Source organism: Streptomyces sp. NPDC101237, assembly GCF_044767465.1.
In the GTDB taxonomy this organism is placed as follows: domain Bacteria; phylum Actinomycetota; class Actinomycetes; order Streptomycetales; family Streptomycetaceae; genus Streptomyces; species Streptomyces gramineus.
In genome coordinates this window covers 267,729-287,208 of the sequence record NZ_JBIWNY010000009.1, presented here as the reverse complement: position 1 = coordinate 287,208, position 19,480 = coordinate 267,729, and the positions used below count along the sequence as shown (strand labels likewise).

The window sequence follows — 19,480 nt, the reverse complement described above, 5'->3', positions numbered from 1 at the left end:
GCCAAATTCCACGACCGACTCGCCCACACCCCCGCCCGCCTCCACAACCAATGGGGCGCCACCGAAGTCTCCATCGACTCCACCAGCCACACCTGCACCACCGACGACCACGACGCGGACGTCCCGCTGGGCCGTCCCCTCGCCAACAACGAGGTGCTGCTGCTGGACGAGCACCTCAACCCCGTCCCGGACGGCATCCCCGGGGAGCTGTACCTGGGCGGCGTGGGCCTGGCCCGCGGCTATCTCGGTGACGCCCGCAAGACCGCCGCGGCCTTCCTGCCGCACCCCGAGGTGCCCGGCACCCGGCTGTACCGCACGGGCGACCGGGGCATCCGGCGCGCCGACGGCTCCCTGGTCTTCCTGGGGCGCGCGGACAGTCAGGTGAAGATCCGCGGCATCCGCATCGAACCCGCCGAGATCGAGCACACCCTGCGCCGCCACCCCGGCGTCAACGAAGCCGTCGTCACCAAGTGGGAACCCGTCCCCGGCGACCAGCGCCTCGCCGCCTACATCACCGTCCGGCATCCCGCGGCCGTGGGCGACGAAGAACTCCTCGCCGACCTCGACACCCATCTCGGTGACCGGCTGCCCCTCTACATGATCCCCTCCAGCATCACCGTCCTGGACCGCATCCCCGTCAACGCCAACGGCAAGACGGACCACCGGGCGCTGCCCGAACCGAAGGCCGCCGCCGAGGAAACGGCCACCCGGGCGAGTGGGCCGGCCGAGGAACTGGTCGCGGGGATCTGGTCGGAGGTGCTGGGCCGGCCGGAGCTGGACGTGCACGCCAACTTCTTCGCGCTGGGCGGGCATTCACTGCTCGCCACCCGGATCGTCTCCCGGCTGCGGACCGCCCTCTCCCCCGACATCCCGCTCGCGCTGATCTTCGACAACCCCACCATCCGCACCATGGCGGAAGCGGTCGGACACCTGCTGCCCGCGTCCGGTACGGCCGACGGGAGGACGTCCCGATGACGACAAGTCCGATCGTGGAACGCGCGGTGGAGACCGCGCGGCGCGGGACCGGCTCCGGTCCCGCCGTGGACGGGCCGCTGTCGGCGGCGCAACGACGGGTGTGGCTCCTGGAGCACCTCCGTCCGGAACTCGTCGAGTACAACATGGCGCAGGTCTTCGAACTGGCCGGGCTGCTCGACGTGGACGCCCTGGCCGCCGCCCTGCGGCTGGTCGTGGAGCGGCACACCATCCTGCGCTCCCGGGTGGTGCAGGACGCCGCCGGCGGACCGCGGCTGCGGGTGGGACCGGCGTCCGCGGTACGGCTCCAGCGCACCGACCTGCGCTATCTGGCGGTCGGACCGGCGTACGAGGAGGCGTACCGGCTCCGGGACGCGGACATCAGCGGCCGGTTCGACCTCGCCACCGGCCCCTGGCTGCGCGCCCGGCTGACCGAACTCCCCGAGCAGCGTTACCTGTTCACCGTGGTCGTGCACCACATCGCCGTGGACGCCGCGTCCATGCAGATCCTCTGGCAGGAACTCTCCAAGGCCTACGCGGCGTTCACCGCGGGCGGCCGTCCGGACCTGCCCGAGCTGCCGATCCAGTACGAGGACTACGCGGACCTGGCGGCCCGGCAGCTGGAGACGCCCGAGGCGGCCGCCGAGGTCGAGTTCTGGAAGCGGACCCTGGCCGGGGCGACCCCGACCGAGCTGCGCGGCGACCGGCCCCGGCCGGCGGTGCGCGGCGGCGCGGGCGCCCGGGTCTCGCACGTGATCGACCCGGCCGTCGCCGACGGGGTGCGGGAACTCGCCCAGAAGTACCACGTGTCGCCGTTCATGGTGCTGTTCGCGGCGTTCGCCGCGCTGGTGTCGCGGCACTCCGGCAGCCGGGACGTGACCGTGGGCGTGCCGATGTCCGGCCGTACGCTCCAGGAGACCGAGGGCCTGATCGGGTTCTTCGTCAACACGGTGCTGCTCCGCACCGACCTGGACGGCAACCCGACCTTTGCCGAGCTGCTGTCCCGGGTCCGGGGCACCACCCTGGAGGCGTACGAGCACCAGGGCGTGCCGTTCGACGTGCTGGTGGACGAGTTGCGGCCGGAGCGCGACCTGAGCCGCAACCCGCTGTTCCAGCTGCTGTTCAACCTGGTCGAGGAGCAGGCCTCGCAGCTGCGGCTGCCCCGGGTGTCGGCCAGGTCGCTGCCGGTCGAGGCGGACACCGCCCGTTTCGACCTGGACGTCACCGTGGTGACCCGGGGCCGGCGCATGGAGGTGCTGATCTCCTACGCGACCGAGCTGTTCGAGGCCGACACCGTCGCCCGGTTCGCCGAGCACTACCGGCGGATCCTGGCGCACGCGGTGCGCCGGCCCGAGACCCGGATCGGCGACCTCGATCTGCTGGCCCCCGCGGAGGAGCGGCTGCTGCTCTCGGACTGGAACGACACCGCCGGCCCCGAGTCGCCGCTGCTCGTGCCGGACCTGGTGGAGCGGCAGGCCGCCCGCACCCCGGACGCGGTCGCCGTGGAGGGACTGGACGGCGAGCGGCTCACCTACGCCGAACTGGTGCGGCGGGCCTCGGCGCTGGCCGCCGTGCTGCGCGCGGAGGGCGCCGGCCAGGACGCCCCGGTGGGCGTGATGGTCGAGCGGTCCCCGGACCTTCTGGTGGCGCTGCTGGCGGTGCTCAAGTCCGGCGCGGCCTATCTGCCCCTGGAGTCCGACTATCCGCCGGAGCGGCTGGCGTACGTGCTGGCCGACAGCGGGGCCCGGCTGCTGCTGGGCCGCCCGGAGCTGGTGGCCCGGCTGGACCCGGCGCCGGACGTGCGGGTCATCGACGTGGGCCGGCCCCCGCGGGTGCCCGAGGGGAGCGGACCGGCGGCGCCGGTCGGCCAGGACGACCTGGCGTACGTGATCTACACCTCCGGTTCGACGGGCCGCCCCAAGGGCGTGATGGTCCCGCACCGCGGTCTGGTGAACTTCGTCGCGGACATCGGCGCCACCCTCGGCCTGTCCGGTGACGACGTGCTGTGCGCGGTGACCACCGTGGCGTTCGACGCGTCGGTGCTGGAGCTGTTCGTGCCGCTCGCCCACGGCACCCGGGTGGTGCTGGTGGACCGGGAGACCTCCGCGGACGGCGCGGCCCTGGCCCGGATCGTGGCGGAGTCGGGGACGACGGTCATGGCGGCGACACCGGCCACCTGGCACCTGCTGCTGCTCAGCGGCTGGCAGGGCGGCGACCTCCAGGCGGTCTCCGGCGGTGAGGCGCTCTCCGCGCAGCTCGCCCAGGAGCTGGCGCCGCGGGTGTCCCGGCTGTGGAACGTGTACGGCCCCACCGAGACCAGCGTCTACTCGACCGTGGAGCTGATCACGCCCCCGGGTCCCGGGGAGCCGGTGTCGATCGGTCTGCCGATCGCCAACACCACGGTGCACGTGGTGGACGACCGGATGCGGCTGGTGCCGATCGGCGCCGTCGGCGAACTGGTCATCGGCGGCGCGGGCGTCACCCGCGGCTACGCCGGGCGGCCCGCCCTCACGGCGGAGCGGTTCGTGCCGGACCCGTTCGGGGCCGGCGGCCGGCTCTACCGCACCGGTGACCTGGCCCGCAGGCGGCCGGACGGCAGGCTGGAGTTCATCGGTCGGGAGGACACCCAGGTCAAGATCCGCGGCCACCGCATCGAACTCGGCGAGATCGAGTCGGTCCTCCAGCGGTATCCCTCGGTGGACCGGGCGGCGGTGATCACGGCGGGCGAGGACATGGCCCGGCGGATCGTCGGCTACGTCTCCTGGCGGGACGCGCCCGACGAGCCCGGACTCCGCGCCCACCTGCGGGAGCACCTGCCGCAGTACATGGTCCCGGCCGTACTGGTCGGCCTGGAGCGGATGCCGCTGACGCCGAACGGCAAGGTGGACCGCAAGCAGCTGCCGGAGGCGGCCGCCGACGCGGGCGCCGAGCAGGTCGCGCCCCGCGACTCGCTGGAGCTGCGGGTCACCTCGATCTGCGAGCGGGTCCTCGGCCGGTCCCCGGTGGGTGTGCGGGACGACTTCTTCGCCGCCGGCGGCAACTCGCTCAGCGCCTTCGAACTGGTCGAGGCGGTACGGCGGGAGCTGGGTGTGAGCGTGCCGCTCAGCACCTTCTTCCGGTCCCCCACCATCGAGGCGCTGTGCGGTGCGCTCCCCGGCCTGTCCGCGGTCTCCGAGCGGCTGCTGGTCCCGCTGTCGTCGGCCTCGCCCGCCACCCGCTCGCCGCTGTTCCTGGTCCATCCGCACGGCGGCGGTGTCAGCTCGTACATGGGCCTGGCGCGGGAGCTGGAGGGCGCCGTCGACCTGTACGGCGTCGAGGCGGTCGGCTACAACACGGACACGGCGCCGCTGCGCACCGTGGAGGAGATCGCCGAGCGCTATCTCGCCGCGATGGCGGAGCTGGACCCCGAAGGCCCGGTGCTGCTGGGCGGCTGGTCGTTCGGCGGGGTGGTGGCGTTCGAGATGGCGGTGCGGCTGGAGCGGGCGGGCCGCGAGGTCGGCGCGCTGGTGCTGCTGGACTCGCCGGTGCCGGGCTCGGCGGACCTCGTCGGTGACGAGGACGTGCTGTCCCGGTTCGGGGCCGACGCCGGACTGTCGTCCGACGAGATGGACGACCTCGACGACAACGCGCTCATCGCCGCCCTGGTCCGCCAGTCCCACCAGGACGGCCGGCTCCCCGACCGGATCGAGTCGACGGCCGTGCGCCGCATGGTCGAGGTCGCCCGCGCCAACGGGGAGGCCGCCGGCCGCTACCGGCCCGGCGGGGTCGTCCACGCGGACGTCCACCTGCTCACCGTCTCCGAGTCCCACCCGACCCTCAAGAGCCCCGACGTCGACCCGGACGCCTGGCAGGCGCTGACCCGCGGCCGGGTCCGCACCGTCCCGGTGCCGGGCAACCACCACGACATGGTGCACCCTCCGCACGTCTCCGAACTGGCCGCGCGGATCGCCGCGATCGTCGGCCCGCACCAGAGCGCCGGCCGTCCCGCCGGTCCCCCGGACGCCTGACCCGGAACGAAGGCCCGACAAGGAACGAAGCCGGGCGGACGCGGGGCCCGAGCGGCCCCGCTCCCCCGGCCCGCCGCCCGCGCGGCAGAACGCGTGACCTCCATTACCCGAACGTCCGAGGAGGCGTAGGTGAAGATCGGCGTGCAGAGCCAGGACGTGCTGTCCGCACAGGACACGCACGGCCAGGCACAGAGGGAGCTGGACCCCCCGCACCTGGAGCACGGCGTGCTCATGGGCACCGGAACCGCCCCCAGCCACCACGGTGAACTGCTCCAGGGGGTGTTCGAGGACGACGGCAGGCTCCGCCGCGGTCTGGTGACGCTGCCCTGCCCGCTGTTCGCCAGCAACGCGACGGTACGGCTGAGCCGTTGGGAGCCGGAACTGACGGTCACCCCGTCGTGGAAGACGAAGGCCCTGGCCGCCGCCCGCACCACCCTGGAGGTGCTCGGCATGAGCGCCTACGGCGGGGAGCTGGAGCTGCGGGGCGACATCGCGGTCGGCCGCGGCCTCGGCTCGTCGACCAGCGACGTGACCTCGACGATCCTGGCGGTGCTGGCCGCGGTCGGCCGCAACCTGGCGCCGGAGCGGATCGCCCGGATCGCGGTCGCCGCCGAGGCGGCCACCGACCCCCTGATCTACTTCGACCGGATGCTGCTGTTCGCGCACCGCGAGGGCGCGGTCATCGAGGACTTCCACCGGCCGGTGCCACCGCTCACGGTGGTCGGCTTCTCCTCGACGGAGCGGGAGGTGGACACCCTGGCGCTGCCGAGGGCTCGGTACAACGCCTGGGAGATCGAGTGCTTCCGCGCGCTGCGCGGCCTCATGCGCCGGGCCGTGGCCCGGGGCGACCACCGGGAGCTCGGCCGGATCTCCACCGCGAGCGCGCGGATCAACCAGCGGTTCCTGCCGGTGCCCCGCTTCGACCGGGTGCTGGAGATCGCCGAGGAGACCGAGGCGCTGGGCGTGCAGGTGGCGCACAGCGGCACGGTCGCCGGCCTCCTGTTCGCACCCCAGCGGCCGGGACTGGAGCAGCGCACCGCGCTGGCCGCCCGCCGGCTCGCGGAACTGCGCATCACCGACCATTGGCGCTACACAGCCGGGAGCGAGACTCATGTCCCGTACGCACACCAGTCGTAGGGCTTTCACGAGCGTGGTCGACGGCCACGTCCTGCCCAAGGTCATCCAGGTCGGGCCCAACGTGTACGGGGCCGCCTTCCATCTGATGAAGCTGCTGCCCGCCCAGTTCATCCTCACCAGTGCCATCGAGACCGGCGAGCTCGCCGAGGGCACCACGGTCGTGGAGACCACGTCCGGCACCTTCGGGCTCGGGCTGGCGATGGTGTGCCGGCTCAAGGGCATTCCGCTGGTCCTCGTCGGGGACCCGGCGATCGAACCGCCCCTGCGCCGCCGGCTGGAGGCGCTCGGCGCCCGGGTGAGCATCGTCTCGGGTCCCGAACTGCGCACCCGCGGGGTGCAGCAGGCCCGCCTGGACCGGGTGGCCCGCATCCAGGCCCGGCTCGGCTCCTACTACACCCCCGGCCAGTACGACAATCCGCTGAACCCGGTGTCGTACGGCGCGGTCGCCGAACTCCTGCTGGAGAGCATGGGCACGTTCGACGCGCTGGTCTGCCCGGTCGGTTCGGGCGGTTCGTCGTCCGGGATCGGGTCGTTCCTGCGGGCGCTGAACCCGCAGCTGAAGCTGATCGGCGTGGACACCCCCGGCAGTGTGCTGTTCGGCGCCCCCGCCGGGCCCCGGCAGCTGCGCGGTCTCGGCAACGGCCTGGTGCCGCCGGTCCTGGAGCACACGCTGTTCGACGAGATCCACTGGCTGGACGCGGGGACCGCGTTCACCGCGACCCGGCGGCTGCACGCGGAGCACGCGCTGTACATGGGGCCGACCAGCGGCGCCGCGCACCACGTGGCGAGCTGGTACGCCGAACAGCACCCGGAACTGCGGGTGATGGCGCTCTTCCCGGACGAGGGCCACCGCTACACCAACACCGTGCACAACGACGTGTGGCTGCGTCGCAACGGCTTCCTGACCCCGCCGCCCTCGGCGCCGCGCACCCTGGACCATCCCGTCCAGGCCGCCGGCAGCTGGTCCCGGTACGCCTGGCAGCGGCGCACCCGCGACGAGGTCGTCGCCCTCGCGGAAGGAGCGACGGTATGACCCAGGACGTGTTCGTCCTCGTCGAGAGCAACACCACCGGTACGGGGCGGCTGTTCCCCGCGGCGGCCCGCGCGCTCGGGCTGCACCCGGTGCTGCTGGCCGCCGACCGGTCCCGGTACGCGTCGGTCGGCGGCGCCGAGGTGGTCCGCACCGACACCGACAGCGTGCCGGCGGTGGTCGACGCCTGTCGCCGGCTGGCCGTCGGACGGCGCGTCGTGGGCGTCGCCACCAGTTCCGACTACTACGTGGAGACCGCCGCGGCGGCGGCCGTCGCGCTCGGCCTGCCGGCCAACTCCCCCGCCGACCTGGCCGCGGTCCGCGACAAGGGCACGCAGCGGGCCCGGCTCGCCGCGGCCGGGGTGCGGGTGCCGCGGTTCACGGTGGCCGGCACGGTCGAGGAGGTCCTGGCCGCGGCCGCGCGGACCGGTTACCCGGTGGTCGTCAAGCCGGTCACCGGCAGCGGCAGCCTCGGCGTGCTGCTGTGCGCGGATGCGGAGCAGGCGGCCGGGCACGCCCGCGCCCTGCTGTCCCGCGAGTCCGACGAGCGAGGCCGGCCGGTGCCGCGCCGGGTCACCGTCGAGGAGTTCGTGAGCGGCCCGGAGTACTCGGCCGAGGTCCTCGACGGCACCGTGGCCGGGATCACCGCCAAGCACCTCGGCGCACCTCCCCTGTTCGTCGAGACCGGGCACGACTTCCCCGCCGCCCTGGCCCCGGCCGCGCGGGAGGCGGTCACGGAGGCGGCCGAGGCGGCCGTACGGGCGCTCGGCATCGCCCTCGGCCCGGCCCACGTGGAGCTGCGTCTGGGCCCCGCGGGTCCCGTCCTGATCGAGGTCAACCCGCGGCTGGCGGGCGGCTGGATCCCCCGGCTGGTACGGGAGGCGACCGGCGCCGACCTGATCCTGGGCACGGTCGCCGCGTTCGCCGGACGTCCCTCGCCGGTGGCCGTGACCGCGGCCGGGGGCGCGGCGATCCGGTTCGTGGTCCCGGCCGAGAGCGGCCGGCTGCACGGCGTCGACGGGGTGGCACGGGCCTGCGCCGTTCCGGGCGTGGTCGACGTGGAGACCTACCGGGAGCCGGGCACGGAGATCACCCTGGGCGGCGACTTCCGCGACCGGATCGGGCACGTGCTGGCCCGGGGCGCGACCGCCGCCGAGGCGGCCGCGGCCGCCGAGGAGGGCGTGGGCCGCATCACCCCGTCCCTGGCGGCCCGTCAGGGGGTGCGGGCATGACGGACTCCGGCCGCCTGCGCAGCGCCGCCCATCCCGAGATCCGCCGCATGCTCCTGGAGCGGCGGGACCCGCCGCGGCCCGTCTGGAAGACCGAGCTCGACCGGATCACCCACGTCGATCTCGCCCACGTCGTCATGCTCGCCGAGCGCCGGATCGTCGGCGCCGAGACCGCCTCCACCCTGCTCGCGGCGATCACGGGACTGCGCGAGCAGGACTACCGGGCCCTGGAGAGCGTGCCCGCCCCGCGCGGCCTCTACCTGGCCTACGAGTCCCACCTGATCGAGACCCTCGGCGACGAGACGGGCGGTGTCCTGCAGACCGGCCGCTCCCGCAACGACCTCGGCGTCACCTGCCTCCAGCTGGCCCTGCGCGAGCCGTACCGGCGGCTGTCGGAGGAGCTGGCCGAGCTGGGCCGGGTGCTGCTGGAACGCGCCCACGAGCACCGCGAGGTGCTGATGCCCGCCTACACCCACTTCCAGGCGGCCGTGCCGGTCACCTACGGCCACTACCTGCTCGGGCTGGCGCAGGCCTTCGAGCGGGACGCCCGGGCCCTGGCCCAGGCCGGCGAGCTGCTGGAGCGGTGCCCGCTGGGCGCCGGGTCGATCGGCGGGACGACCGTGCCGATCAACCCGGGGCGCACGGCCGAACTCCTCGGGTTCGGCGAGGCGGTGCGCAACTCGGTGGACGCCATCGCCGCCCGGGACACCGCGCTGCGGCTGCTGTCGACGGCCGTGGTCCTCGGCGTCACCCTCGACCGGGCCGCCCTGGACCTGCTGATGTGGTCGAGCGCCGAATTCGGGCTGTTGACGATCCCCGACGGGCTGGTCGGGTCGAGTTCGATGATGCCGCAGAAGCGCAACGCGTTCGTCCTGGAGCACGTGCAGGGCAAGTCGGCCGCCGCCCTCGGCGGGCTGACGGCCGCGGTGAGCGCGATGCGGGGCACTCCGTTCACCAATTCCATCGCGGTCGGCACCGAGGCGATGACCCATGTGATGCCGGCGCTGGACGCGACGATCGACGCGGTGAAGATCCTGCGGATGGCCTACGACGGGGCCCGGCCGGTGCCCCGGGCCATGGCCGACCGGGCGACGGCGGGCCTGACCCATGCGACCGCGACCGCTGAGTGGCTGGTGCGCCAGGGGGTGCCGTTCCGGCGGGCCCACCACCAGGTCGGGGAGGCCGCGCTCGCCGTCGTGGAGGGGCGGGCCGGCTCGCTCGGCGCGGCCCTGGAGGCGAACGGCCATCTGCCGGCCGGCGACCGCGCCGACCTGCGGCCGGAGAGCGTGTGGTGGGCGGCGGAGTTCGGCGGCGGCCCCGGTCCGGCCTCGTTCCGCCGCTGCCACGAACCGCTCAGCCAGAGCTGGGAGGACCACCGCGCCCGGTTGGCCAAGGAGACCGCCCGCTGGCACGACGCCGACGAGCGCCTGCGGGACGCGGTCGCCCTGGTGCACCGCAGGACGCGGGACACCGCCGCGACCGCCGGCCCCGATTCCGAGGAGGACACCCATGACGAGCACTGACCCCGGCGCCGCCCCGGCGCGCGTCGTAGAACTGCGCAGCGACACCTTCACCCTGCCCACGCCCCGCATGCTGGCGGAGATGACCAGGGCGCCGCTCGGCGACGACGTCTACAGCGAGGACCCCACCGCCCGTGAACTGGAGGAGCTGGCCGCCGGGCTGCTGGGCATGGAGGACGCCTGTTTCATGCCGAGCGGCACCATGGGCAACCTGGCGGCCCTGCTGGCCCATTGCCCGCGCGGCACCAAGGCCCTCGCGGGCGCCGAGTCCGACATCTACGTCTACGAGGCCGGCGGCGCCTCCTACTGCGGCGGGGTGATCGTCGAGCCGGTGGCCAACCGGGCCGACGGCACCATGGCGCTCGCCGACCTGGAGGCCGCCTTCCCCGAGGACCCCGAGGACCCGCAGTTCGCGCTGCCCGCCGTGCTGTGCGTGGAGAACCCGCAGAACCGCTGCGGCGGGCGGGTGCTGCCGCTGGAGTACCTGGCGGAGGTCCGGGCCCTGGCCCGCTCCCGCGGGGTGGCGGTCCACCTGGACGGGGCCCGCCTCTTCAACGCGGCGCTCGTCCTCGGCGTGCCGGTGCGCGTCATCGCCGGTTACGCGGACTCGGTGCAGTTCTGTCTGTCGAAGGGGCTGTCGGCGCCGGTCGGCTCGATGGTCGCGGGCAGTGCCGAGTTCGTCCGGTCGGTGCGGCGCATCCGCAAGATGCTCGGCGGCGGCATGCGGCAGGCCGGAGTGCTGGCCGCGGCCGGGCTGGTCGCGCTGCGGGAGATGACGCTGCGGCTCGGCGACGACCACGCCACGGCGCGCCGGCTGGCCGAGGGGCTGGCCACGCTGCCCGGGGTGGTGGTGGAGCCGGTCGAGACCAACATGGTCTTCTTCCGGGTCGACACCCCCGGTCTGACCCAGGCCCGGTTCATGGAGCGGGCCTGGGAGGAGGGCGTGCGCCTCGCCGAGCTGGGTCGCGGCCGGATCCGGGCCGTCACCCATGCGGGGGTGGACGACGCCGACGTCGACCGCGCCCTCGCGGTCTTCCAGCAGCTCCTGCTGGAGCAGACCGCCGCCGTCTGACCCCTGCGACGGCACCGGCCGCCGTCCGGCGACGGCCCTCTTACCCCTGACCACGTCCACGCCTCATCCGTACCACGCCTACCACACGCACCACCGCTCCACCCGTTCGAACCCCTTTCCCGAAACAGCTCCACCACACGATCGGAGAACCGTCATGCAGCAGAACTCCCAGCAGTGGCTCGTCGTCGTCAACGACGAGGAGCAGTACTCGGTCTGGGCCGCCGACCGGAGCATCCCGCAGGGCTGGCGCGCGGTCGGGGTCAGCGGTCCCAAGGAGGACTGCCTGGACCACATCGAGCGCACCTGGACCGACATGCGCCCGCTGAGCCTGCGCTCCGCCACCGCCGCCTGACCGCGGCACCGGGGGTGCCGGCGGACCCCGGTCCGCCGGCACCTCCGTCCGTACCCGGCCTCCAGGACAGGGCACACGCCCGGAAAGGACTTCGCGGATGACCACGGCACAGCCGCTCACGCCCCGCACGGCCGACGCGTGGGGACAGCTTTTGCTCGACTGCCACACCGCGGGGCTGCCGCGGGACGCCTATTTCGAGATCTGTGAACGCGACGACGGATACATCAGCGGCTACGACGCCGTGGGCTTCTTCACGGGCCCCGACGCCTGGCCCGCGCTGGACCGCTGGGCCTTCTCCCGGTTCCACGGCCGGGTCCTGGACATCGGGGTCGGGGCCGGCCGGTTCGCGGTCCCCTTCCAGGACCGCGGCGGCGAGATCGTGGGCCTCGACGTGTCGGCCGACGCGCTCGACGTGTGCCGGCGCCGCGGGCTGGCGCAGACGTTCCTCGGCACCGTCGACGACCTGCCGGAGAGCGCACGCTTCGACACCTTCCTGCTGCTGGGCCGCAACCTCGGCCTGCTGGAGAGCCGTGAGCGCGCCCCGCGGCTGCTCAGCACGCTGGCCCGGCTGGCGCGGCCCGGGGCCCGGATCGTCGGGACCGGGATGGACCCCTATCTGCTCGACGGGGCGCAGCACGCCCAGTACCTCGCGGCGAACCGGCTCCAGGGCCGGATGAGCGGCCAGATGCGGCTGCGGCTGCGGCACCGGCTGCTGGTGACGGACTGGTTCGACTACCTGTTCGCCTCGCTGCCGGAGCTCGAAGAGCTGGCCGAGGGCACCGGCTGGGAGCTGGCCGAGGCCGAACGGCACGGCCCGGACTACGGTGTCGTCCTCACACTGGCCTGACGCCGTGCGGGCCTGCGGCCACGGACCACGACCCGCCGGGTGTCACCGGCGGGTCGCGGTCCGTGGCCGCAGGTCAGCTCTCGCCCACCGCCACCTTGCGGACGCGGTCCTCGGGCCCGCTGCGGTACATCACCGTCGTGCCCCAGCGCCGGGGTTCGCGGCGCGCGTCGGCGTACAGATGGCGGACGTGGTTGAGCACCGAGAAACGCGGTTCGTCACCGCCGGGGCCCTCCGGCCGTACCAGGCCGTAGGTCACCAGGGTGAAGACGATGACGGCGGCGTCGGCGCGGGTGGTCCCGACGGCCGCCGCCGCCTCGGCCACCGACCAGCTGCGGTGGTCGCGGGCGACGGCGGCGATGAAGGAGACCCCGGCCGGGCTGAGCCGGCCCAGGGTGCGGCGCAGCCGGACCATCAGATCCCGTGAGGAGTCGACGGTCATGGGCGGCGCGGTCAGGCCGAACGGGCTGCGTTCCACCTCGGCCAGCAGCTCCGGAAGGGCGCGGACGAGCGTCCAGCGGCCGGCGAACTCCAGCGCCCGGGGCAGTCCGTCGAGGCGCCGGCAGAGTTCGGCGACGACGGCGGCGTCGGTGTCGGGGTCGTCCAGCCTGAACAGCGGGTTGGCGGCGCGGATGTGGGCGCGCAGCAGCCGCACGGACGGCACCCGGGCCAGCTGCTCCGGGTCCGACTCGGCGCCGGGGGCGGGCACCGGCAGCGGGGCGAGGGGCAGGATCTGCTCGCCGGGCACGCCGCACGGCGCGCAGGCGGTGACCAGGACGCGCAGCCGCGGATGGGCGCGCATCAGCTCGACGAGCCGGCCGGCGCCGTCCGCTGTCTCGGCGTCGTCCAGCACCAGGACGGTCGTCTCCCCCGGTGCGCGGTCGGAGAGTTCACCGTCGGGGATCTCCTCGCCACGGGCTCGCCACAGCACCCGGGTGCCGTCGGCGGCGACCCGTCGTACGGCCTCGGCGGCCAGGTGCGACTTCCCGACCCCTCCTATGCCGACGACCGACACGAGCCGCCCGTCGGGCTGCGCCAACAGGGCGGTGAGGGCGGCGAGTTCGGTGTCCCGGCCGATCAGCGGGGTGCGGACGAGCCACGGGGTGGGGCCGCAGCCGCCGTCCCCGGAGCGGTCCGCGGTGCCGGGCGGGCGCCGGGCGGCCTCCAGCAGGGTCTCGCGCTGGGCGGAGCCGAGCCGCAGTCCGTCCGCGAGCAGCCGGATCGTGTCCAGCCGGGGGGACAGGACCTTGCCCTGTTCCAGGTTGCGTATGGCGCGCACGCTCACGGTGGTGAGGTCCGCGAGGTGTCGCTGGGTGAGTCCGGCGCGCCGGCGGTGGTCTCTCAGCAGGACGCCGAGATCCTGCCGGTTTCGGATGTCGTTCATGACGTGCTCCGGTGGGCCGTTCCGAGGTGCTGGTGGAACCGGTGGGCGGGACGCCGAATGGGTCCGCCCGCTGCCGCTGCGCGGTGCTGTCGCGGACGTCGCCGGTGGCTGCCGGGTGCCCGCCGAAACGCCGACGCGGCGGGGTCGGGCGCCCGCGGCGGCCTCCCGGCCCTGCCGCGTCGGTGCCCGGCCCCCGCCGGCGCGTCGTCAGCTCCAGGGGTTGGTGTTGTCCGTGGAGGGGCCGTCGTCGGCCTGCACGGTCGCCGTCCGCTGCGGGTGCGCCGCGGTCTCGGCCGCCACCGCGCCCAGGAGGGCGGCGACCGCGGTGATGGCGACGACGGCGGCCCTCACGGGCTTCACGACCACTGCGAGGTTGCTGTTCATGGTGGCTTCCTTCCTGTCCCCGGGCCCTCTGCCGGACCTCTGGAAAGAAAGCTAGGAGTGGCTGCAATCACGTCACTTTGACGCCGCTATCCCTCTCGGATAGCCGTCGTGGCCTGCGGATTCTCCCCTGCCCGGCTACCCGGCGGGGGTTGCTGGCGAGGCGGTGAAAGAGGGGAGGGCGGCCTGCGCGGCGTACGTGACCTCCTGCTCCCACAGGTGCCAGCAGACGCGTTCAAGACCGCGTTTGAGATAGCGCCGGTAGGTGCTGAAGGACAGCGCGAGTTCTCGTGCCACCGCCTGCTGGGTGCTGCCGCCCTGGACGTAGGTCGCCCACACCGCCGCGCGCTGTCCTCTCGCCCGCGGGTCCTGGTCGATGGACTCGATGGCCCGTACGACGAGTCGGCGCAGGTTCTCCTCCGGGTCGCCGGAGCGCCGGGCGACGGACGCGGCGTGCAGGAGCGGGTTGCCGGCCAGCCGCTCGCGCTGGTGCCAGTCGCGCAGCAGGTCGTGGACGGCCCGGTCGAAGGCCGCCCGGGACAGGACGGCCGTGCGCGGCGGCCCGGTGATGCCCGGTGCGCGCAGTCCGAAGAGCACCCGGTCGTCGAGCAGATCGCACCATTGGCTCATTCCAGTGGTCCCCCAGTCGTGTCCGAAGAGCGTGACTCTCTGCGCGGCGAGTTGCGGTTCGCTCGGCAGACGGCGGAAGTCGGCGTACTCCAGCAGGTGGTCGGGGCCGTCGCCGCCCCGCGCGTGGAAGGTCCAGGCCAGCCGGTCCTGCACGTGCAGCTCGCGGGTGACACGGGCGAGCATGCCGGCGGAGGCGGCCACGAGGTCGTGCGGGCGGCGGCGCAGCAGGGTGAACCGCACCAGGTTGACCCGTTCCCCGGGGCGCAGGTCCCGGTGCGACTCGACATGTTCGCGGACGACGGCGACCACCGGGTCGATGGCGGTCTCCACCGCGTCCCACCGGTCGAAGTTCAGCAGTCCCAGCACGCCGACGAGTTCGCCGGTGCGGGCGCTGCGGTAGAGGCGGAAGCCCCGTGGTCTGCGGTGCAGCCAGAAGTCGACGGCGGCCACGCCCTCCGTGCCGAGGCGTTCGCGGGCGAGGTCACGGACGGCGGGCAGGTCCTCGGCGTCGCAGGTGGTCTCGTACACCGGCTCGGCACCCGACCCGGTCTGCCCGTCGCGGCCGGCCCCGGATGTTCCGGACAGGTGCCGGCCGCGGGCCTGGATGTGGTTGAAGGCCCGCGCTCCGCACAGCGAGACGGGCTCGGGACGGGTGCGGATCAGCGCCTGGAGATGGGCGCGCAGCGCCTTGTGCAGAGAGAGGTAGGCGTCGGGCGCGCGCCAGCCGAGGTCGCGGTCCAGGGCCTCGGCGACCACGGGAAGCAGCCGCACTCCGGAGCGGCCGGTGGTGACGTAGGGCCGGCGGCGCAGCCAGTCGAAGACCTCGTGGGCCTGTTCCGGCAGGAAGGCCCGCAGCAGGTCCTCGGTGGTGTCGGGGACGTGCGCGCAGATCTCCAGGGCCTGGCGGTGCGGGGCGGAGGGCACGCGGCCGACCACCCGGTCCAGCAGTTCGGCGACGATCTCGGGCGCGGGCTGCCAGTCGTCCCCGTGCGGCGCGTCCGGGTCCCCGGCGGCGAGCCGCAGGGCGAGGGGGTGGCCGGCGGCGAAGGCCAGCCGGGCGGGGCGGGCGGTGACGCGGCCGGGCACGGTGTCCTGGAGCAGGCGTGCCGACTCGGCGCGGGACAGGCGGTCCAGGCGTGTGACGCTCAGGGTGTCGGCCCAGGCCGGGTCGGTGCGCCAGCGCGGTCCCGGCGGCTCGCGGCCGGCGAGCACGACCACAGAGCCGGGCGGCAGGCCGGTGAGGCAGCGGTCCCGGAACCAGTCCTCCAGCGGGCCGAGCCGGTCGGCGCCGTCCACCAGGAGCACCGGCCGTCCGGTGCGCGGGACGGCCGCCGCGGCGGTGAACGCCTCCTCGGTGGGGTCGGTGCGTGCCGCGTCCACCTCGACGACGTGCCGTCCCCGCCGTCGGGCCTCGACGGCGAAGCGGCGCAGCAGCTGGGTCTTGCCGATGCCGCCGGGGCCGTGCAGGGCCAGCACGGGGACGGTACCGGGCGGCCGGTCCAGCGCGGCGCGGAACCGGGCGAGTTCGCTCTCCCGGCCGACGAAGCGGTGCAGAAACGTCTCTTCTCTGTCCCGGGCGGGGGCGTCGGGGGCCTGCCGCCGGGGCGCCGGAGCGCTGTGCGGGTTCATGTGGCGACTGCTACCTCTGGTCGGGTGCGCTCCTCGGCACGTGCACGATCGCGGTGTCGGCGTCACCGGCCCTCGACGGCGCCACCCGCGGCCACCCGGGCGAGCAGTCCGGTGGCCCGCTCCTCCTCCTCGGCCATGCCGAGCCGGCCGAAGACCTCCAGGGCGTCGGTGAGCAGCCCGCCGGCCTCCGCGGTGTCGTCGCCGCGCAGGCTCAGGTCGGCGAGGTCGACGCGGACGGAGGCGGCGCCGGCCTGGTCGAGGATGCCCTCGCGCACGGCCAGCGCGCGGTGGAAGTAGGAGCCGGCCTGGGTGAGTTCGCCGAGGCGGGCGTGGACCCGGCCGAGGTCGTGCAGGAGATACCCCTCGCCGATGACGTCACCGTCGTCACGGACCATGCTGAGGCCCTCGGTGAGCACCTTGCGGGCGTCGGCGGGCTGCCCGCGGTACAGGTGCAGCTGGCCCGCGCGCTGGAGCACCCGGGCCTGTCCGCCGAGATAGCCGAGGTCGCGCCAGATCTCCAGCGCCTCGTCGAGTTCGGCCTCCACCCGGCCCACGTCACCGCGCCGCAGCAGGATGACCGCGCGCTGGACGAGGACGGAGGCGCGGGCCCACGGGTCGCCGTCGCCGAAGTGCCGCTCGGCCCGCTCGAACAGGTCCATCGCGGCGGTGTCGTGGCCGGACAGCCGTTCCAGCAGACCGAGATCGCGGCGGCACAGCCCGAGCCCCTTGGAGTGGCCGAGCTCCTCGAAGAGGCCGACGGCGGTGGTCAGCGACAGGCGGGCCTCGGGCAGGTTGCGGCGGTTGAGGTGCAGCGAACCCAGCGAGGCGAGCAGGGCGGCCTGGCCGAGCAGGTTGCCGCTGCGGCGCACCGCGGTCAGCGCCTTGCGGTGGGTGCGGGCCCAGTGGTCGAGGTAGCCGCGGGTCTCGAAGAACGGGGCGAGGTTGACCGCGAGTTCCCAGGCGTAGCCGTCCTCGCCCTCCTGCGCGAGGCTCTCCACGGTGAGGCTGAGGTTCTCGCGTTCGGTGTCGAGCCATTCCAGGGGGCGGCCGAGGACGGTCCCGACGTGGTCGGCGGGCGGGCTCCAGCGGGCGGCGGGCCCGTCGAAGTAGCGGGTGCCGAGGACCCGCAGCTGCGCCTCGCAGACCAGCGCGAGCCAGGCCCCGCCCACCCGGCGGATCGCGGCCCGCCGTTCGCCCTCGTCCGACTCGGCGGCCAGCCGGTCCCGGGCGAACAGCCGGATGATGTCGTGGAAGCCGTAGCGCAGCTCCCCGGTGGCGTCGACTCCGGCGACGTCCAGCATCTGCACGTCGACGAGGGGTTCCATGAGGTCGGACGGGTACGGGTAGGCGTCCGGGGCGTCCAGGAGGGGGCCGCCGATCCAGCTCGGGAAGGTGGACCCCTTGGTGAGGCTGAGCAGTCGCAGCAGGGTGCGGTCCCGCTCGGCCAGTCCGTCGTAGGTGAGGGACAGGCTGGCGCGGACGGTCATCTCGCCGTGGGTCAGTTCGTCCAGGCGGCGCCGTTCGTCGGCGAGCCGCTGCACCATCGAGGCGAGCGGCCAGTGCGGGCGGGCGGCCAGCCGGGCGGCGATGATGCGCAGGGCGAGCGGCAGTCCGCCGACGGCGGCGGCCAGCGCCCTGGCAGCTTCGGGTTCGCCGCCGACACGGTCGGTGCCGACGACGTTCCCGATGAGCTCCAGTGATCCCTGTTCGTCCAGGATGTCCAGCGTGACCCGGTGGGCTCCGGGGAGCGCGGTGAGCCGGGCTCTGCTGGTGACGAGCACCCCGCAGGAGCGGCCGCCGGGCAGCAGCGGGAAGATCTGCTCCTCGCCGACGGCGTCGTCGAGGACGACCAGGATGCGGCGGTCGGCGAGCATGCTGCGGTAGATCTCGCCCCGCTCCTCCAGCGAGTCGGGGATGGCGGGACCGGGCAGGCCCAGGGCGCGCAGGAACCGGCCGAGGACCTCGCGGGGGTCGACGGGATCGGCCCGGCCGCCGCGCAGCTGGCAGTAGAGCTGGCCGTCGGGGAAGTGGGACTCGGCGAGCCGGTGCGCGACCCGGGCCGCGAAGGTGCTCTTGCCGATGCCGGAGCGGCCTGTGACGACGACGATGCCCGGCGCCCGGTCGGGCGAGGTGTTCGTGAGGACCCCCTCGGCCTCGGCGACGAGCTGCCCGTGACCGACGAAGTCCGCGGTGTCGACCGGGAGTTGGCGGGGAACGGCGGCGCGGGCCGGAGGGTGGCCGTCCTCGTCGGCGACCGCGTCGGGCCCGGGGAGGTCCGCCGCGGGCGCGCCGAGCGGCCGGCCGGTGCCCCGCAGGTCGGTGGCGGCCGGGCGCTCCAGCCGCAGGGAGGGGTCCTCGGTCAGGACGGCCTGCTCCAGCCGGCGCAGGTCCTCGCCGGGCTGGAGACCCAGTTCGTCCATGAGGAGGGCGCGGCCCTCCCGGTAGGACTCCAGTGCCTCGGCCTGCCGGCCGGAGCGGTACAGGGCGAGCATCAACTGCCCGCGGAAGCGTTCCCGTAAGGGGTTGTCCCCCACCAGCCGGGCTATCTCGGCGGTCAGCTGATGATGACGGCCGAGCGAGAGCTCCAGCTCGATGAACGACTCGGTGGCCGCGAGGCGTTCCTCGTCGATGTGATCGGCCACCCGGGCGAGCGCGTCGCTGGGGATGCCGTTCAGGCAGGGGCCGCGCCACAGGCCGACCGCCGCGCGCAGCAGGGCCGCGGCCTCGGCGGTGCGGCCCTCGCCGCCGAGCGTGGCGGCCTCGGCGACGGTGCGCCGGAAGACATTGAGGTCGAGGGCCTCGTCGTCGATCTGGAGGACGTAGCCGGGCGGCCGGGTCTCGATGGCGGCCTCGACGGCGGCGGCCGCCAGGGTCTTGCGCATCCGGGACACGCAGATCTGCACCTGGGTGCGGGCGGTCTCCGGGGGGTCCTCGGCCCAGAGCAGCCGGATGAGGTGGTCGCAGTTCTGGAGCCGTCCGCTCTCCAGGAGCAGGGCGGCGAGGACGACCTGCTGCCTGCCCGCCGTGACCGGCACCGTGCCCTGGCCGCGGTCGAACACCTTCAGCTCGCCCAGCACTTGGAAGGTGAATCCCACTGCCCGGTCACGCGACTCGAGGTGCACTCCGGCCATGAATCCTCCCCATCACACACAGCAGGCCACAGCGCGCCTGGCCGCAAAGTCTACGGCCCGGACCCGGCTGCCCAGCGGCCTGAGCAGTAGCTGAACAGCGCTGACCAAGGGGTGGATCAGGGCCCTCGTCAGGGCGGGGACATGACCGGCCCGCCGCCACCC

General features: G+C 74.3%; 13 protein-coding genes. 9 read left to right on the top strand and 4 right to left on the bottom strand.

Going from position 1 to position 19,480, the window contains the following annotated elements; all coding sequences use genetic code 11:
• From ACIRQ9_RS17160 to ACIRQ9_RS17120, 9 genes are all read left to right on the top strand, one after another.
• Positions 1–975: non-ribosomal peptide synthetase (locus ACIRQ9_RS17160; protein WP_404173188.1), on the top strand; the 975-nt coding region annotated here is incomplete at its 5' end.
• On the top strand, positions 972–4,979 hold the full coding sequence (locus ACIRQ9_RS17155) for an amino acid adenylation domain-containing protein (protein WP_404173185.1): 4,008 nt from the start codon (positions 972–974) through the stop codon (positions 4,977–4,979). The genes ACIRQ9_RS17160 and ACIRQ9_RS17155, both read left to right, overlap by 4 nt.
• 129 nt (positions 4,980–5,108) lie before the next feature.
• Positions 5,109–6,116 carry a GHMP kinase gene (locus ACIRQ9_RS17150; RefSeq protein ID WP_404173182.1) on the top strand — a complete coding sequence of 336 codons (1,008 nt, stop codon included), beginning with the start codon at positions 5,109–5,111 and terminating at the stop codon, positions 6,114–6,116.
• Entirely contained in the window at positions 6,091–7,149 is a 1,059-nt protein-coding gene (locus ACIRQ9_RS17145; protein WP_404173180.1) for a pyridoxal-phosphate dependent enzyme, read from the top strand. Before ACIRQ9_RS17150 ends, ACIRQ9_RS17145 begins: the two co-directional genes overlap by 26 nt.
• Positions 7,146–8,378 (top strand): ATP-grasp domain-containing protein, encoded by a 1,233-nt coding sequence (locus ACIRQ9_RS17140; protein WP_404173177.1) that lies wholly within the window; start codon positions 7,146–7,148, stop codon positions 8,376–8,378. The genes ACIRQ9_RS17145 and ACIRQ9_RS17140 overlap by 4 nt, the downstream gene beginning before the upstream one ends.
• Positions 8,375–9,898 (top strand): argininosuccinate lyase, encoded by a 1,524-nt coding sequence (gene argH / locus ACIRQ9_RS17135; protein ID WP_404173174.1) that lies wholly within the window; start codon positions 8,375–8,377, stop codon positions 9,896–9,898. Before ACIRQ9_RS17140 ends, argH begins: the two co-directional genes overlap by 4 nt.
• Complete coding sequence (locus ACIRQ9_RS17130) at positions 9,885–10,967, top strand: GntG family PLP-dependent aldolase (RefSeq protein ID WP_404173171.1); 1,083 nt, start codon at positions 9,885–9,887, stop codon at positions 10,965–10,967. The genes argH and ACIRQ9_RS17130 overlap by 14 nt, the downstream gene beginning before the upstream one ends.
• Before the next feature lie 154 nt (positions 10,968–11,121).
• The gene (locus ACIRQ9_RS17125) at positions 11,122–11,319 is read left to right on the top strand and encodes an MbtH family protein (RefSeq protein ID WP_404173168.1); all 198 of its coding nucleotides are present in this window, start codon (positions 11,122–11,124) and stop codon (positions 11,317–11,319) included.
• Between the two features lie 97 nt (positions 11,320–11,416).
• Entirely contained in the window at positions 11,417–12,166 is a 750-nt protein-coding gene (locus tag ACIRQ9_RS17120) for a class I SAM-dependent methyltransferase (RefSeq protein ID WP_404173165.1), read from the top strand.
• A 73-nt stretch (positions 12,167–12,239) separates the two neighbouring features.
• On the opposite strand, the gene ACIRQ9_RS17115 is transcribed toward ACIRQ9_RS17120, so the two are convergent.
• The 4 genes from ACIRQ9_RS17115 to ACIRQ9_RS17100 all read right to left on the bottom strand — a co-directional run bounded on the left by ACIRQ9_RS17115 (position 12,240) and on the right by ACIRQ9_RS17100 (position 19,318).
• Positions 12,240–13,547, bottom strand: a complete 1,308-nt coding sequence (locus ACIRQ9_RS17115) for a helix-turn-helix domain-containing protein (RefSeq protein WP_404173162.1) — start codon at positions 13,545–13,547, stop codon at positions 12,240–12,242.
• Between the two features lie 207 nt (positions 13,548–13,754).
• Complete coding sequence (locus tag ACIRQ9_RS17110; RefSeq protein ID WP_404173159.1) at positions 13,755–13,931, bottom strand: hypothetical protein; 177 nt, start codon at positions 13,929–13,931, stop codon at positions 13,755–13,757.
• Between the two features lie 135 nt (positions 13,932–14,066).
• Complete coding sequence (locus ACIRQ9_RS17105; protein WP_404173156.1) at positions 14,067–16,187, bottom strand: AAA family ATPase; 2,121 nt, start codon at positions 16,185–16,187, stop codon at positions 14,067–14,069.
• 62 nt (positions 16,188–16,249) lie between these two features.
• Complete coding sequence (locus tag ACIRQ9_RS17100; protein ID WP_404173153.1) at positions 16,250–19,318, bottom strand: BTAD domain-containing putative transcriptional regulator; 3,069 nt, start codon at positions 19,316–19,318, stop codon at positions 16,250–16,252.
• Positions 19,319–19,480: the final 162 nt, after the last annotated feature.